General features: G+C 43.1%; 10 protein-coding genes and 2 pseudogenes. 11 read left to right on the top strand and 1 reads right to left on the bottom strand.

Features of this window, described 5'->3' with window-relative positions:
• The first annotated feature begins 32 nt into the window (after positions 1 to 32).
• The 3 genes from KO473_RS15045 to KO473_RS15035 all read left to right on the top strand — a co-directional run bounded on the left by KO473_RS15045 (position 33) and on the right by KO473_RS15035 (position 2,450).
• The gene (locus KO473_RS15045; RefSeq protein ID WP_005780737.1) at positions 33 to 872 is read left to right on the top strand and encodes a patatin family protein; all 840 of its coding nucleotides are present in this window, start codon (positions 33 to 35) and stop codon (positions 870 to 872) included.
• Positions 873 to 1,008: 136 nt separating this feature from the next.
• Positions 1,009 to 1,719, top strand: a complete 711-nt coding sequence (locus KO473_RS15040) for a type 1 glutamine amidotransferase domain-containing protein (RefSeq protein WP_005821290.1) — start codon at positions 1,009 to 1,011, stop codon at positions 1,717 to 1,719.
• A 2-nt stretch (positions 1,720 to 1,721) separates the two neighbouring features.
• Positions 1,722 to 2,450: a nitroreductase family protein gene (locus tag KO473_RS15035; protein ID WP_005821288.1), complete on the top strand. Its 729-nt coding sequence runs from the start codon at positions 1,722 to 1,724 to the stop codon at positions 2,448 to 2,450.
• Positions 2,451 to 2,539: 89 nt separating this feature from the next.
• Here the strand turns inward: KO473_RS15035 and KO473_RS15030 are convergent, their stop codons facing one another.
• Positions 2,540 to 4,849, bottom strand: a complete 2,310-nt coding sequence (locus KO473_RS15030) for an ABC transporter permease (protein ID WP_122130189.1) — start codon at positions 4,847 to 4,849, stop codon at positions 2,540 to 2,542.
• Between the two features lie 611 nt (positions 4,850 to 5,460).
• Between KO473_RS15030 and KO473_RS15025 the strand changes: the two genes are divergently transcribed.
• From KO473_RS15025 to KO473_RS14995, 8 genes and pseudogenes are all read left to right on the top strand, one after another.
• The gene (locus KO473_RS15025; protein WP_227560177.1) at positions 5,461 to 6,546 is read left to right on the top strand and encodes a YhcG family protein; all 1,086 of its coding nucleotides are present in this window, start codon (positions 5,461 to 5,463) and stop codon (positions 6,544 to 6,546) included.
• A gap of 10 nt (positions 6,547 to 6,556) precedes the next feature.
• Positions 6,557 to 6,841, top strand: a pseudogene (locus KO473_RS15020) (helix-turn-helix domain-containing protein).
• Positions 6,837 to 7,147: pseudogene (locus KO473_RS23480) on the top strand (helicase); the annotation flags it as partial. The pseudogenes KO473_RS15020 and KO473_RS23480, both read left to right, overlap by 5 nt.
• A gap of 1,343 nt (positions 7,148 to 8,490) precedes the next feature.
• The gene (locus KO473_RS15015) at positions 8,491 to 10,182 is read left to right on the top strand and encodes a hypothetical protein (RefSeq protein ID WP_122130188.1); all 1,692 of its coding nucleotides are present in this window, start codon (positions 8,491 to 8,493) and stop codon (positions 10,180 to 10,182) included.
• A 53-nt stretch (positions 10,183 to 10,235) separates the two neighbouring features.
• Positions 10,236 to 11,009, top strand: a complete 774-nt coding sequence (locus KO473_RS15010) for a BT1926 family outer membrane beta-barrel protein (RefSeq protein WP_122130187.1) — start codon at positions 10,236 to 10,238, stop codon at positions 11,007 to 11,009.
• A gap of 145 nt (positions 11,010 to 11,154) precedes the next feature.
• Positions 11,155 to 11,511, top strand: coding sequence for a helix-turn-helix transcriptional regulator (locus KO473_RS15005; RefSeq protein WP_122130217.1), 357 nt, complete (start codon positions 11,155 to 11,157; stop codon positions 11,509 to 11,511).
• Positions 11,512 to 11,761: 250 nt separating this feature from the next.
• A complete protein-coding gene (locus tag KO473_RS15000; RefSeq protein ID WP_181996018.1) occupies positions 11,762 to 14,050 on the top strand; it encodes a TonB-dependent receptor in 2,289 nt (762 codons plus the stop codon).
• A gap of 125 nt (positions 14,051 to 14,175) precedes the next feature.
• Positions 14,176 to 16,044: a GH32 C-terminal domain-containing protein gene (locus KO473_RS14995; protein ID WP_122130216.1), complete on the top strand. Its 1,869-nt coding sequence runs from the start codon at positions 14,176 to 14,178 to the stop codon at positions 16,042 to 16,044.
• Positions 16,045 to 16,046: the final 2 nt, after the last annotated feature.

The following is a 16,046-nucleotide window of genomic DNA, read 5'->3' as shown; positions in this document are numbered from 1 at the left end:
TACTAATTTCTAACGATTAATTATTCTGAAAGATGACAATTGATAATCAAACCGGTCTGGTGCTTGAAGGCGGAGGTATGCGCGGAGTGTTTACCTGTGGGGTACTGGACTATCTGATGGACCATGATATTCGTTTTCCTTATACGATCGGGGTGTCTGCAGGGGCTTGTAACGGCCTTTCGTATATGTCCCGACAGCGTGGGCGTGCCAAGTACAGTAATATAGACCTGTTAGAAAAATATCATTATATCGGGCTGAAACATCTGCTTAAGAAACGGAATATTCTGGACTTCGATCTCCTCTTTACGGAGTTTCCCGAGCATATACTTCCATACGATTATCAGGCATACTTCAATTCTCCCGGGCGTTATGTGATGGTGACTACCAATTGCCTGACCGGAGAAGCCAATTATTTTGAGGAGAAAGAGGATAAAAACCGTGTGATCGACATTGTCCGTGCTTCCAGCAGCCTTCCTTTCGTTTGCCCCATAGCTTATGTAGACGGTATTCCCATGCTGGACGGAGGTATTGTCGACTCTATTCCTTTGCAACGTGCCATAGACGATGGATATCGGAACAATGTGGTTGTTCTTACCCGGAACCGCGGTTATCGGAAAGAGAATAAAGACATCCGCGTTCCCTCTTTTGTTTATCGTAAATATCCGAAGATACGTGAAGCGTTGAGCAGGCGTTGTGCTGTATACAACGAACAATTGGAGATGGTTGAGCGTATGGAAGAAGAGGGAAATATAACTGTTATCCGGCCCCGGAAACCGGTTGTTGTCGATCGCATTGAACGTGACATCCATAAACTGACCGATCTGTATGAAGAAGGATACGAATGTGCGAAGCAGAAGTTTGAAGTTGGCTGATATCCCGGCAAAGAATGTGGATGTTTTAAGAAGCCGGGTCACAAGTGGTTGAAAATAAAGTTAAAAGTCTGATTGGTAAAGTAACAAGTAGGTTACAGCCATGTTCCTATATAACGTCACTATAAAAAGAATATATATGGATACTTTGAAAATGCTGGCTGTTGTAACGGGAACGGATATGTATGCTGATGGAAATCTGGAAACAGGATTGTGGCTCAGTGAGTTGACTCACATCTATCATTGTGCGGAAGAAAAGGGATATGAAATAATCATAGCAAGCCCCAAAGGTGGCAACGTCCCTGTTGATCCGGAAAGTTTAAAGCCGATGGTTTTAGACAAACTTTCGAAAGAGTATTGGGATGATCCTGAATTTAGGAATGAGTTGCGACATGCGAAGAGTTTGGACGAGGTTGCCGGAGAGCTGTTTGATTGTATCTATCTGGCGGGCGGACATGGTACGATGTATGATTTTCCTAATAATACCACTTTGCAGACGATTATTAAGGAGCATTATGAGCATACTAAAATAGTAGCCGCGATCTGCCATGGTGTAAGTGGGCTTTTGAATGTCAAATTGTCCAACGGAGAGTATCTTATAAAAGATAAAAGGCTCACAGGATTTTCCTGGTTTGAGGAAAGTGTTGCCGGGAGAAAGAAGGAGGTACCTTTTGATCTTGAAGCAGAGTTGAAAAAAAGAGGAGCCGATTACGAAAAAGCATTAATTCCGATGACCTCAAAAGTAGTGGTGGACCATAATCTGATAACGGGGCAAAACCCGTTCAGTTCAAAAGAAATGGCGGAGGTGGTAATGCAACAATTAAATGGGAAAAATAATTTGATCAGATAAAAATGAATTTAGAGGAAGTCTTAAATTATCGTCGTTCTGTACGGGTGTTTGATAGAGAGAAACAGTTGGATCCGGAAAAGGTGAAACATTGTCTGGAACTGGCAACGTTGGCACCCAACAGTTCAAATATGCAATTGTGGGAGTTTTATCAGGTCACGCAACCGGAGTTGCTGGCAAAGATATCCAAAGCCTGTCTTGACCAGACTGCGACTTCAACAGCTTCAGAGATTGTCGTTTTTGTTACACGTCAGGATTTATATCGGAGCAGGGCCAGGTTTGTACTCGATTTTGAAAGAGGGAACGTCAGACGAAACAGTCCCCGGGAGCGTCAGGAAAAACGTATCAAGGACAGAGAACTCTATTATGGAAAGTTAATGCCGTTTCTTTATGCCCGGTTCCTTGGTCTGCTGGGCTTTTTAAGAGTCCTGCTGGCCAAAGCCATCGGCCTTTTCCGCCCCATTGTGCGTGAAGTTTCCGAGGGTGATATGCGTGTCGTCGTCCATAAATCTTGTGCGCTTGCCGCTCAGACATTTATGATCGCAATGGCAAACGAAGGATACGACACCTGCCCCTTGGAAGGCTTTGACAGTAAACAAATGAAGAAACTGCTGAAATTGCCTCATGGTGCCGAAGTGAACATGGTGATCGGCTGCGGAATACGAGATGGAAATAAAGGAATCTGGGGCGAGCGGGGCAGAGTACCGTTTGATGAAGTTTATCATAGAGTTTAATGTTACCCCCAAAAGTCAGACACAAAGCTTTTGGGGGGTACTTCAGTTGGACACACCCTCATAACAGGCAGACGCGACAGAGGTCGTTTTTATTCCTTTTTCAAAACACTTGCCGGATTCAAGTGCATTACTTTATAAATCTTGTATGCCGTAACCAAGAAGATCAAAAGGGCCATCGTGAAGAACAACAAGATTCCCCAATTCCAACTATATATGCTTTTCAAACTACTTTTTTGTGCGATCCCTATCAACACCAATCGTACTAACGGATAGATAATTACGAAGACAGAGAGGTAAATGATCAGATAGATTTTGCCGAATAACAGGGCAATCACTTTCGGGGTAGCTCCGTTTATTTTTCGGATGGCTACTTCCTTTTGACGGTTTACCACATCCATGGAGATTCCGGAATAAATACTTAATATCAACAAGAGGATACTGACTATTGCCAACAACAGGGATGCTGTCTGCAAGAGTGCTACAGTTCCCATAACGGACTGTTTGGAATCACCCATATTACGAATATCAAGAGGCAATGTCTCAGGTACATAACGCCGGCAGATCTCCGTTATTTTTTCTAGGGCGACCGGAGTAATATCCGAATGGAGGGTTTTGAAGTAATAGGTATAAGCTTGCGGATTAACTAAAAAGACAGAACCGACTGCCCTGTTCTGAGCATTTTCCTTGTTCAGTGCGCGGTAAGTTCCGGCAATCTGGTATTCTTTGCCATCCAACGTGACACTACCTTCTATACTATCCTTTTGCAATTGTTCTTTAAACTGTTCGCTTATATAAACAAAGCCTTGAGCATCCTTATCCACCAATTTTCCGGAGAACGGGATCTTGAAGAACTCAAAATAATGGGGTTCTGCTTCGTTCATCAGCACACTTCCTCTCGGCTTTCCGTTTTTCATGTAGGTCATGTAGGTATAAACATCGGCATCGAAAGTATTGAAAGCGGATGTCCGATCGGTTATCTCGGACAAGGACTGGATATCCGAAAGAATGGCATCCATGTTTTTCTGCATGCGTATGGTATTGACCGATATTGAAATCACCCGGTTCTCTTCTTCCGTGCTCAAAGGATGGTACATTCCTTCAAACATCTCATCGAACAAAAGCGTTATGCCAAATACACCGCCTGTGAAAAGGATGGAAATCGCCAATTGTAAAGCAATCATGAAATTGCGGAACACGTGCCGCTTCTGTCTCTGCACGACCGAATGGAGGACACTCAACCGGCGTAACCGATAGATAGGATAAAGAATGGCGAGCATGCAGATCAACAGCAAAACGAGATACAATCCTAATTGTGAACCATATAGATCTACCAAAGAGAATGAGATCATGTCTTCCGGACGGATGTATGTATATGCCAGAGAGAGGGTGATTTCCGTCACGGCCAATGACAGAAAGAAAGCGACAGATAGTATCCAGAAGATTTCGGCGAAAAGCAAGGCAAACAATCCTTTGATGTCCGAACCGATACATTTGCGAAGCACCAGTTCTCGTTGCCGGTTATAGAACATTTGGATAATGAACTTCAGAAAATTGATCAACCCCGACAATAAAATCAGCGAAGCTATAAACCGGGCGAGCAGAATACTTATCGTTCTTTGGACACTGTCATTCTGTTCCGACTCCAGGAAAGCATATAAATAGATATCCTGTTCTCCATGCTTCCAGGTCAGGTTCTTTAACTGTTTATTCAGGCTTTCCGTCGTGGTTTGTCCGGTGAGACGTGATCTGATGCTGAGTGGAGTACGGGACTTTGCGGACAGGGGAAAATAACAATCGATTGTTTTTCCACGATGATCCTTTTCTTCTGTCAAAGCAACATTGACAATTTTATACACCACAAGATCAGACGAGTCGTTAGCCTCTGTCTCCTGACGGATGACGTGACCTATCGGATCTTCTTGTCCAAATGCTTTCCGGGCAAACGATTGGGAAACGATCACCTCGTTGGGAGCTGTTATCTCTTGATTGCCATACTTCAATTGGAGCGAATTATAAGTGAAATAATTAGATGATACATCTTTGAACGACACCAGAAACGGCAGTTCCCGTTGTTTTTTGTCAATGGCCGTAATTTCTCTTTCATTGCTATAAGAAGAGGCCACAAGGGGATCTATGCCCGCTATAGGCAACCCTTTCAGATAATCAAAATCCTCCTTAAACAAATAGATATCGGCGGCTGTCTGGGAAGATGCTCCGAGCAACCGGATGCTGTATTCATTATCATCGGACAGTTCAATCTTACCGGATACGGCATCAATAAAATGATTCATCATACAGAAGCAGGTGATGCCTATCGCCAAACAAACAGCCGAAATAAGACTATGAACTTTAAAGTTCATTAGATTGCGTAATGCTACTTTCAAGTAATGCTTAATCATGTTCTATTACTGTTTTTTCTTTATGCTTGCAAGAATCATGCCATGTCGCTAAATAGCTATTATATAATACAATATATTCTCGAACGCTCTCTTGTTATTGTGCGAACACGCACAAAGGCAGTTCACTATCGCACAATTACATCCGGCTGCCCCTCTCGGAACAAAAAAGTGAATATATGCGTTAAGAACTGATTCATAACGCATTAAACAGAGAAGCTCGGAAATAGGAACAATGGCAATAAAGCAAGGGAATGAAGGCGGACAGTTTTCAAATCATTACCCGATGACAGAGTCTGATTTTTCTTTGTGGCATTACGTTTCATCGTTCTGCATCATTTTGTATATCAATACGTTTAGGCTTAAAACATACGAGGCAAGCAAGATAAGGCTAAAGGTTTTGAATAGTTTATGCCAACAGAAAGAAAAAGATAGTAGTCTATTTATTGGGTTAGGAGAAAAAATAATGGACAACTAAGGTTGCTTATAGAATCTTTTTACTAAATTTGTTGTCAAATATTGACTATTCAAGATATATACAATAATTTGATATTAAAATGAGCAATATTATTAATACAATGAAATATACAGAACTCGCCAATGCTGTTTAAGCAATTAAAGGTGCGATTTTGCAAAGCCAACAACGAGCTTTGGCTATAATTAACCAAGAACAATTAGCACTTTACTACGGCATTGGACGATTTGTCTCTGTGAATACCCGCAATAAGAATTGGGGCACGGGATTCATTGAAGCAATCAGCGAACAACTTCGTAAAGAATTACCCGGGTTAAGAGGCTTTTCCGCAGCAAGCTTACGAAAGATGCGTACATTCTATGAGGAGTGGCAGATGCTTTCGGACAATTCGTTCGTTGAAACGAACAATTTAATAAGCGAAAAGCATAATTCGTTCGTTGGAACGAATGAATTGCCTACAGTGCAGTTTAAGATAGATGCAAATTTCCCGATTGCAGCATTTATGGACATTGGTTTTACCCACCATTATGTTATCATCAGCAAAGTTAAGGATACAGAGCAACGAAAATTCTACATTCAATTCGTAGCTGACACAAAAGCAAAGGTAGAGGATTTGGAACGAATGATAAATGACGATTTGTATAGTCATCAAGGTGAGTTGACAAATAATTTTAAGAAAACAATCCCTGATCAGCTACAGGCATATCGTGCAATCACGATGTTCAAAGATGAATATCTGCTTGACTTTATCAACACCGAAGAGTTGTTCGTTAGGGACAAGGATAGAGATGAACGGGTAATCGAACAAAGCATAGTGCAGAATGTGAAAGAGTTTATTATGACATTCGGCAAAGATTTTACATTTGTAGGCAACCAATATCATTTGGAAAAATTCGGTGTAGAGGAGTTTCCGGACTTGCTATTCTTCAATAGAGAGTTGGCTGCTCTTGTTTGTGTGGAATTGAAAGATGGTCCGTTCAAGACCTCGTATTTAGGGCAATTGGCGGCATATCTGCGTATTTTGGATGATGAAGTACGCAAGCCTAATGAGAATCCGTCTATAGGAATCATTCTTTGCAAGAGTGCCAATAAGAAATTTGTTGAGTATGTAATCCAAGACTATGACAAGCCTATGGGAGTGGCGACATATAAGACTACTGCCGATATGGATGAGCGTCTAAAGAGACTGCTCCCTCCTGTAGAAGAATTAGAAAAACTTCTTTAATTCATTACATATGTTATTGGGAAAGAGAATAAAAGAATTAAGAGAGGAGCAAGGACTGCTTCAACGGCAATTAGCAGCTATTCTTGAAATAGACACTCCTATGTTTAGCAAAATTGAACGTGGCGATAGAAGAGCAAAACGTGAGTAGGTAATCACCCTTGCCAAACAATTTAAGGTTGATGAAAAGGAACTCTTAACGCTATGGCTTGCAGACAAAGTACTTGACGCTATTGAAGAGGACAATGATAATTCGAAAAAAGAAGCAATAAAGGTCGCTCAAAAAGTCTTGGATTAAAACCATAACATTATCGTACGAAGAATGCCCCAATCGTCTATTTGCATCACTGACTGAAGAGTATATTTATAACCATCTTGCGGGAAAAGATGGTTTCGGTAGAGATGTTGTAGGTGTGTATCCGATAATGTATGATAACACCTGCTTCTATGTACTGACTTTGATGACAAGAGTTGTGAACACGGTTATCAAAACGATGTACTTGCATTTGTTTGTGTTTGCAAAGAATGGAAAATCCCTTGTTACATCGAACGCTCTCGTTCGGGCAACGGAGCACATGTTTGGATTTTCTTTGAAACATCTATTACAAATAGAACAGACAATTTTCCATGCGCAGATAGTCGTTGACAATGAAGCCGTACAGAAAGAGACGGCAGGCAACCTACCAACTTAGCATGATCGTTTATCTGTTGGACATAATCAATCCGAACCACTCGTTTGTCGAAGGGGACCAGGGATTTGCTTTCCCGCTATCATTTGATAGATGTCCGTGCAATGGGCTTTCTGGCTGGTTATTGATAGGTTTATTCTCTTTAGTTTTTAAATAGGCAACCGTTATATTATCCGGAAGCCAACTGGAATAGTCTACACTCCATTTAATGTTCTCAATTCAACTTTTTATCTTATTGAGGTAAGGCAATACAACTTGTTTTTCACGATCACTTATACAATCTGTCATTTTGTATTTGAAAATGCGTAGAAACGCTTTTTTACGGTCCCAAAGGAGACAGACAGGATAAAAATGCGTAGATTTTGCGATAGCATAATTCATTCGTCTTGTGTTTGGGGAATATTTTGCTCAAGATGAATGGAAATTGGCGGGTATTGTAATAAAATTGAAGCTCAAAATGTTGGCGTGATTTCAAAATGCTATTCGCATGATGCTCGTTTTTGATTGGCTTCCGGAAGAAAACGTTCTTTTTCAGGGTCAATTTATTCTCTTTTCTACGACTTAACCTTGCTTTTCTTTCTGAAAGTTAATGTCCTGAAAGCAGGAAGTTAACTTCCTGCTTTCAGGACATTAACTTTCTCTTGCCAGGAAGTTGGTTCTTTGTTTTTACGATGTTAACTTCCTGCTGACGGCTTTCGGATTTCATTATATAAACAGGCCAAATTTTTGCATATGACTTGCCGATTCACTCCTATTTTACAGTTTTTGGAAAAATGAACAGTTAGTCTGAAATGACTTTTTGCGATTTTTTGATATGGATTTCGGAATATTGCTTTCATCATATCAATCTGCATGTGTTTTTGCTTAATATATATTATGATATACATTATTATATAATGATTATGTTTTTTCTTTTATAGCGAGGGCTCTTTTCACAGTTCTATATTACGTGGATATTTCCTTATTTTATTATTATATAGGTATGAAGAAGCTGTTTAGGCTTTTTCTTTTTACTTGGATTCCATTAAAACTCAGACTTATACAAAAAACTCTAATTTTTTTTCTCTTAACTCTTGCTTAGTATAATTATAATATCTACATTTGCTTCGAACAATTAAATATACCCAATTATTAAAGGGTTCTTTGAAAAGTATGTTAACCATTGGCAAATATAGCCAATTTTGATAGAATTAGAGAAAAATAAAGGTATTACACTAATATTGAATTAATTATATTATTAACACTAAAAATTGAGATTATGAAAAAGAAACTCATGATGGTTGCAGTGCTTCTGGGTGCTTTGTCACTGGGAGCTTGCGTAGACAACGACGAATCGGCATCGGTAACAGCGGTGCGTAACGCAAAAGCAGAACAACTGAAAGGTGCTGCTGCATTGGCTAATGCGCAGGCAGAGGCTGAAACGATTAGAGCAAATGCAGAAGCTAAATTGAAGGAAGCGGAAGCTGCTTATCAAGATGCGAAAACTGAAGCTGATAAAGCAAAATGGGCAGCTAAATTAACTGTAATCCAAGCTGAGGCAGCTCGTGATATAGCAGAGGCTCAAAGAGATCAGAAAAATGCGGAAATGGCTATTATTACTAATCAGGATCAGTGGATTAACAGTACTCTTTGGGGGAATTATTCCAGTGCAAGTAGTCGGTTAATTGACTTGAACTCAGAGTTAATCAACGCTACTGCTGATGAAATCGCTTTAAAAGCAGGTGTAGTTTCTGCTCAGAAAGCTGCTGAAAAGATTGCTGTAGAGAAGAATCAATTTATAGCACAACAGACGGAGAGAAAAGATCAATTGTCGAAATTATCTTCGATTGCTTCTGACCGTGCTGCATTAGAGAAAAAATTACAGACACTTAGAGTTGAATCTACTGAACTTACAGCTGCAAAAGGAAAAACGGCAGATGCTAAAACAGCTGCTCAGGCTAAATTTGACGAAGCACAAGAGAAAATTTATAACCAAAGTGGCAATACTGATAAATTATCTTCTGATTTAGCTAAAGTAGGAGCGGAGTTAACAGATGTTGAGGTTGAATATAATAACCAAACTCACAGATTCTCAGTGACTACTTCTAATTCTGTAGAAGTTGGCGAGAACAGTAATAATGCTCAGTCTGTTGACTTTTATGAGTTGAATGTGAAGAGCCAAACTACATCTGCAACTCTTGCTTTCCAAAATAAAATAAAATATATTAAAGAGAACATCGTAGGTGTACCTTCAAATGCAGATAAGGGTATACAGGCTTCAGGTGCATATATTAATATAGAATCTATGGCTGCACAGAAAAAACAATTAGAGGCTGATAAAGCAGCAGCTACTACTGACGCAGAAAAAGCTGATATTCAAGCTTCTATTGATGAATTGCAACCTGATATTGAAAGAGCTGACGAGGCTTTAGAGGCTGCAAAAGAAGAATTGGCTGAAGCTGAAGCTGAATTTAAAGCATTCCAAGATGCAGTAGCATTGTTTGCTAATGCAGATGCGAAAGCTGCATACGACAAAGATATCGCTGATGCAAAAACTTTGGCTGAGGCTTTAGTTGCAGCAAGTGATGCTGATGATGCAGCGAAGTTGCCGTTAGATGCAAACGAAACAGCTCAAGAGGATGTAAGTACTCTTTTGAACTCAACTGCCAATATTGATGAACTGATTGCTGATTGTGATGTTCAGATTGCTAACGCAAAAGAAGATATTGCTAAGGCGAATAGTACTAAAACTATTTATGTTTGGAACGATTATGCTCATTACGACCGTGTGACTAATACATGGTATCCAGGTTATGTTGTTGACCCAAATAATATGGGAGAAGATACAGCTGAGGCTTTACATGCTTATATGGTAGATCGTATTGCAGCTTTGAATGCTCAGATTGAAAGTCAGGGACAGATTGTGGAGAAATATAAGAAGCAACTGGATGATGCCATTGCTGCTTTGTAATCTTCTTCATATTCAGTAACGGCAAATAAACAACAAATCAAAAAAAGTATCGTATGAAAATAAAAAGACTTTTAGTGTTGGCCGTTCTACCCATGATGTGTCTTGCAGCAAATGCGCAGAACTGTAGTAAAGACAATACTCCTAAAAAAGGAGACTTTACGGTAGCAGCTACTGTTGGATACAATAGTTACACAAACGTCACAGCCCCTTCGGGGCTGCTGACTGACTATGAAGTCAGAGCGCTCTCAACCAACTGGGCAGACAAAAAGCTGATGGTTGGTTTCGAAGGGGGCTGGTTCTTCAAAGATCAGTGGAAACTAAATTTGGGTGGCGGTGTCAGCTTCACGAATAACCCCGGTTATCCGGCTGTTCCCGGCACGATAGACGATTCGAATATGAATAACTCGGCAGACGAGAATATGGGAGAAATCCCTAACTACCGTGCCGTAGCCAGTGCTCAGTCGTTCGCCTATAATGTGTCGGCAGGTGTTGATCGTTATTTCAACATCAAGCGTGTTCCTAACCTGATGTGGTATACAGGTGTTCGCGTAGGTTTTGCTTACGGCGAAAATGAAATGAAGTATGATGAAGAGACCTCTATGGGCAAATCTGTTGCCGAGAGCTGGAATCTTCGTGGCGCCCTGACTGTCGGTGTCGATTACTATGTTCTTCCTGCCCTTTACATCGGTGCACAGATCGATCCGTTTGCTTATACGTACAACAAGACTACGTATAATCCGCAAGCCGGTCTTGGCGATCTGTCGGCAGATAGCCACAACTACAGTGTTTTGGCGGCTCCGACGTTTAAGATCGGATTTAAATTTTGACCTCTATCTCCATCCGGCCTCTCGGCCGGGTGGGTGATTTTATAAATAAATAAGTCCATTTATTTATACCTCCCCGGTGTCCGTGACGGCTGTCGGGGATTTTTTACGTGATTGGCATGTGGGACGACTGAACGGTATTTGGAATATGAAGAAGAGTAATGTATACATAGGTGAAGTGATAAAACAGGTCATGGCCGAAAGGCAGGTGACCAAAGCCGAACTTGCCCGTAGGTTGGAGGTGAGGCCACAGAGTGTGGACTATCTGCTGACACGAAAGAGCATCGATACGGATACACTGTATAGTCTGTCGTTGGCGCTGGATTATGATTTCGCTGTTCTATATTCCATAAAAAGGGAGCATGCCCTTGCTACGGACGAAGAGTCTCCGTTTAAAGTGGGAAGTGCAAAGATCAGTTTAGAGATCGAGTTGCGTCCTGATGAAATGTTGAAACTAAACCTGAAGCAGAAGATCGCAGATCTGCTGGAAGGAAAGGGAAAGTGATTTTGCGTATCTGACAGCTTCCCTTTATCCGCTCTTGCTATCAACCAATTGAAGTAAGAAGAGGATTACTCTGTTTTTATTATTCTTAAAAGCCTCTTTTCTTGTTTTGTAAATTGCTGATATACAATGTATGATTGGCTGACGAAACAAATTTTGCAGCCTTTGAAACAAATCTTTTAGTTGAGAAATGGGATTCCGCGTTCCTTTGCGGCATCAAAACAATCTCAATCAACTAAAAAATTTAAGTACCATGACGAAGAACAAAAAAAGAGCTGTCTGGCTGCTGGCTTGCTTGCTGATGGCCGGCTTCACAACCGCACAAGAAAAGAAAGAATCTTCCCGGACACCATCCGGATCGAAAGAAGAAGGCAATCGCAACGTTATGCTGAACGCTTCGAGCGCCAACGGTCCCCGCGAAATCTCTATCGGCCTGCCGGGTGGAGACGTAAACGTACTCGAAAACGGACTCCCTGTAGTCTATACCTCTAATCCGCATAACGTAAATACTCACTGGCGTGGAGACAGCAGTCTCGGACACGTCGGACTGCTCAAAATCTCCGAAACCGCTATTACTACCGGAAACATCGGCTATGCCGTAAACTCTTTTACTCAGTTGGGAACTGAGAAATTCCGTGGAATCGTCAATTACAGCACCAACCACTTTGGCAAGCAGCAGTTCGATGCCAATATCAGCGGTGGTATGGGGAAAGGCTGGTTTTATAGCGGAAGTGTCTACCAGAACTTTGACCCGGGCAGTTTTAAACTGCGCTTTACTTCCAATCAGGACCGCACTCAAATCTATAAAGCAGCCTTGACCAAGAATTACAGCGAGGGGCGCGGACAGCTATCGGCCATCTATCACTACAGCAACAGCCGTTGGCCGAGTAATGAAACGACTTCCGCTCCTTTCATCTATGTTGGAGACGGCAGCGTGAAAGAAATACCGGGATTCAGCCTCGGAACAAGTTCTTACCTGCCTGCCACGGGAGAAATGGTTTATCGTGATATGCGTACGGGAGAGCTGAAAAAGACCAATCTTTATGATGCCACTCTGAATAAAGGAAACCAGTTGACTTTGCTCAATACCTACACTTGGGACAACGGCCTGAGCTGGAAGGTTAACCTGAAGTATGATCATGCCTTGGGTTCGTATGTCTATCAGACCCCGATGGCCATGGAGCAGAAGGATGCCTCCGCCGGCTATTTTCTGAAAGGAACGGACGGTACGTTGAAACCGTATGAAGGATATGTGCAAAGCCGTATGTCTTGCTTTAACCGGGGTACGATTGACGAGTTCTTCGCCACTTCCGAACTTTCACGCCAATATCGCAATATGACCTGGAGGCTCGGTGTGAACGAATGGCACTACAAAGTGGATTATGCTTCGAACACAACCATGTATGACCATACGGTAGAAGAGTACCCCGAACGTCTGGTGCGTGAGGGGAATACGGACGGCGTGTACTACGATTTCAATAAGAATGCTTCGGAATACTACAAAGGGCACGAAAACAAGTTAGCTGTTTATGCCACCCACGACTGGGATATTTCTCCCCAATGGAATGTATATTATGGTACACGCCTGGAATGGCAGCATCTGGAAGGAGAGAATGCGGCTGTGTATGACGCAGAAGGAAATGCCGTAGGCCGTTTCGCAGATTATTATCTGGGCGCCGTATCCGATAAAGGAGTCGGGATTACACCCCGCCCTTTCGACTACGACTGGATGAACATGGCCTTCACCGCCGCCGCTACCTATAAACTGACCCGGGAGTTCGGTTTCACCGCCGACTTCACTTACAACACACAGCGTCCCGGTTTGTCGAACTTTTCACCTGCCACTATGCCCAATACCGATAAAATATCCGTTCCCCTGGGACGTGCCGGGGTCTATTATAACACGGACTGGATCAGCCTGACTTCTCTGTTCTCCTACATCTCGAAAACAAACAATAACTCGACGCTCAATCTGATTAACCCGAACGACCGGACCGAGATTCTTGCCGCTCCGTTGAGTTATGACATCAAGACCATCGGCTGGACGACGGATGCAGTGATCAAACCGTTCAAAGGCTTCAACTTCCATTTCCTGTTTACCTACCAAAGCCCGACTTACAAGAAATATGAAACGAGTGTGACTTTCAAGGACGGTACGATAGGTGAAATCAATGCCACGGGAAATATTGTGACGGAGATTCCGAAAGTGCTCGTCGAGCTCGATCCCAGCTACAACATTACGAACGACCTCAGAGTCTGGGCCAGCTTCCGCTATTTCAGCAAGACGTACGCCAACATTAAAAACGCTTACTACTTCAACGGGCGTTGGGAGACTTTCGGGGGCATCAACTGGACGGTGAACAAACATCTCGCATTGAGCGCCACAGTCGTTAATTTCCTCAATCAGACCGGAGCCAAAGGAAGTATTGCCGGTGCCGAACTGGTGGACAAAAAAGACGCGGCATCCTATAACGGCCATTGGATGGCGGGCAGCTATATTCGTCCGTTTACCGTGGAGTTTGCGGCCAGCATCCGCTTCTGACGGGGCTTTGGTATCAATCGTTATACAATTTGAAACAAAATTAATAGCCGGTGGCAGATATCTCCGCTATCTTTGCCATCAGTAAACACAGCTATTACATTACTAATAAAAAACACCTTGTTATCATGAAAACAACTTTTATGAATGTAAGTAGAGGAGTGATCGGCGCTTTGGCTTTCTCTCTCGGAATTTCGTCTTGCCAAAGCTCACAAACTAAAATGACCATTGAACAAGAAGGCGACAGCCTTACCGTAATCCATATTACAAATCCTACGCAGTATTTACTTTTGCCTGTCGAGGAGAAGACTCCCGAAGCGCAGATCTGCATCGCTTCGGATTCCGTTCCGGTAGAGATGGACGTGCGCCTGTCGAGGGAGAAAGTGGACTATTTCGTCCCGTATGCCTTACCTGAAGGAGAGAAAAAAGTAGCTGTGCGCATCCGCCACCTGCCCAAAGACGCTTTGTGCTGGAAAGAGCTCAAACTCTCGGATACGTTTGATACCGCCAATACGGACAAGTATCGTCCTGTCTATCATCATACTCCGCTTTACGGATGGATGAACGATGCCAACGGGCTGGTATACAAGGATGGCGAATATCATCTGTTCTATCAGTATAACCCTTACGGCTCTATGTGGGGCAACATGCACTGGGGGCATTCGGTAAGTAAGGATCTGGTACACTGGGAACATCTGGAACCGGCGCTTGCCCGCGATACGTTAGGGCATATCTTCTCCGGAAGTTCGGTGGTGGACGATGCCAATACAGCCGGTTACGGCGCAGGTACCATCGTTTCTTTCTATACCTCGGCCAGTGACAAGAACGGACAGATACAGTGTATGGCTTACAGCACCGATAACGGTCGTACGTTTACCAAATATGAAAAGAACCCCATCCTGACTCCGTTTGACGGATTGAAGGACTTTCGCGATCCGAAAGTGTTCTGGTATGCTCCGGATCAGAAGTGGGTGATGGTGGTATCGGCCGATAAAGAGATGCGTTTCTATTCGTCACTGAACTTGAAGGACTGGACGTATATGAGCGGTTGGGGCGAAGGCTACGGTGTTCAGCCCAGTCAGTTCGAGTGTCCCGATATGGTGGAACTTCCGGTGGACGGTGATCCGAATCATAAGAAATGGGCGTTGATAGTCAACGTGAATCCGGGATGCTACTTCGGTGGAAGTGCCACTCAGTACTTTATAGGTGATTTTGACGGCGAGAAATTTGTTTGCGACAATAGGCCGGAAACGGTGAAGTGGCTCGACTGGGGAAAAGATCACTATGCGACTGTCTGCTTCTCGAATACGGGTGACCGTACGATTGCCGTGCCTTGGATGAGCAACTGGCAGTATGCCAATATTGTGCCTACCCGCCAGTTCCGTAGTGCCAATGCGTTGCCTCGCGAACTGAGCCTTTATACTCAGGATGGAGATATCTATATGGCTGCCGCTCCGGTGGAAGAGACGAAGTCGTTGCGTAAGGAGTCGCGGGAGATCCCGGCCTTTGAGGTGGCGGACGCCTATCATGTGGATTCACTGCTGGCCGATAACCGGGGAGCTTACGAGATAGAGCTGGAATTGGCTGCCGGTTCGGCGGAAATCATGGGACTGAAACTGTTCAATGAGAAAGGGGAGAATGTAGATATCTATATCAGCCTTCCGGAGAAGAAACTGGTGATGGACCGCACTAAGAGCGGCATTGTAGATTTCGGAAAGGACAGCGCCCCTCATGCCATCGAGGCACACGACCGTCGGAAGCAGAACTCCATCAACTATGTGGACGATTTTGCCTTGGGTACCTGGGCTCCGGTGAAGAAGGCCGACAGCTATAAACTGGATATCTTTGTTGATAAATGTTCGGTGGAAATCTTTCTGAACGGTGGAAAGATTGCCATGACAAACCTGATATTCCCCACAACTCCCTATAACCAGATGAGTTTCTACAGCCGTGGGGGAGCTTTCAAGGTCAGCCAGTGCAAGGTGTACAGGCTGTAGCT

The sequence above is a fragment of the Bacteroides sp. HF-4919 genome, from assembly GCF_018860125.1.
Note: the sequence above shows the minus strand (reverse complement) of the source record. Positions and strands in the feature narration are given on the sequence as shown.

Coding starts and splice junctions, on each gene's coding strand:
- KO473_RS15005 (WP_122130217.1), top strand. CDS start 11,155: ATGAAGAAGAGTAATGTATACATAGGTGAAGTGATAAAACAGGTCATG.
- KO473_RS15000 (WP_181996018.1), top strand. CDS start 11,762: ATGACGAAGAACAAAAAAAGAGCTGTCTGGCTGCTGGCTTGCTTGCTG.
- KO473_RS15015 (WP_122130188.1), top strand. CDS start 8,491: ATGAAAAAGAAACTCATGATGGTTGCAGTGCTTCTGGGTGCTTTGTCA.
- KO473_RS15040 (WP_005821290.1), top strand. CDS start 1,009: ATGGATACTTTGAAAATGCTGGCTGTTGTAACGGGAACGGATATGTAT.
- KO473_RS14995 (WP_122130216.1), top strand. CDS start 14,176: ATGAAAACAACTTTTATGAATGTAAGTAGAGGAGTGATCGGCGCTTTG.
- KO473_RS15030 (WP_122130189.1), bottom strand. CDS start 4,849: ATGATTAAGCATTACTTGAAAGTAGCATTACGCAATCTAATGAACTTT.
- KO473_RS15010 (WP_122130187.1), top strand. CDS start 10,236: ATGAAAATAAAAAGACTTTTAGTGTTGGCCGTTCTACCCATGATGTGT.
- KO473_RS15045 (WP_005780737.1), top strand. CDS start 33: ATGACAATTGATAATCAAACCGGTCTGGTGCTTGAAGGCGGAGGTATG.
- KO473_RS15035 (WP_005821288.1), top strand. CDS start 1,722: ATGAATTTAGAGGAAGTCTTAAATTATCGTCGTTCTGTACGGGTGTTT.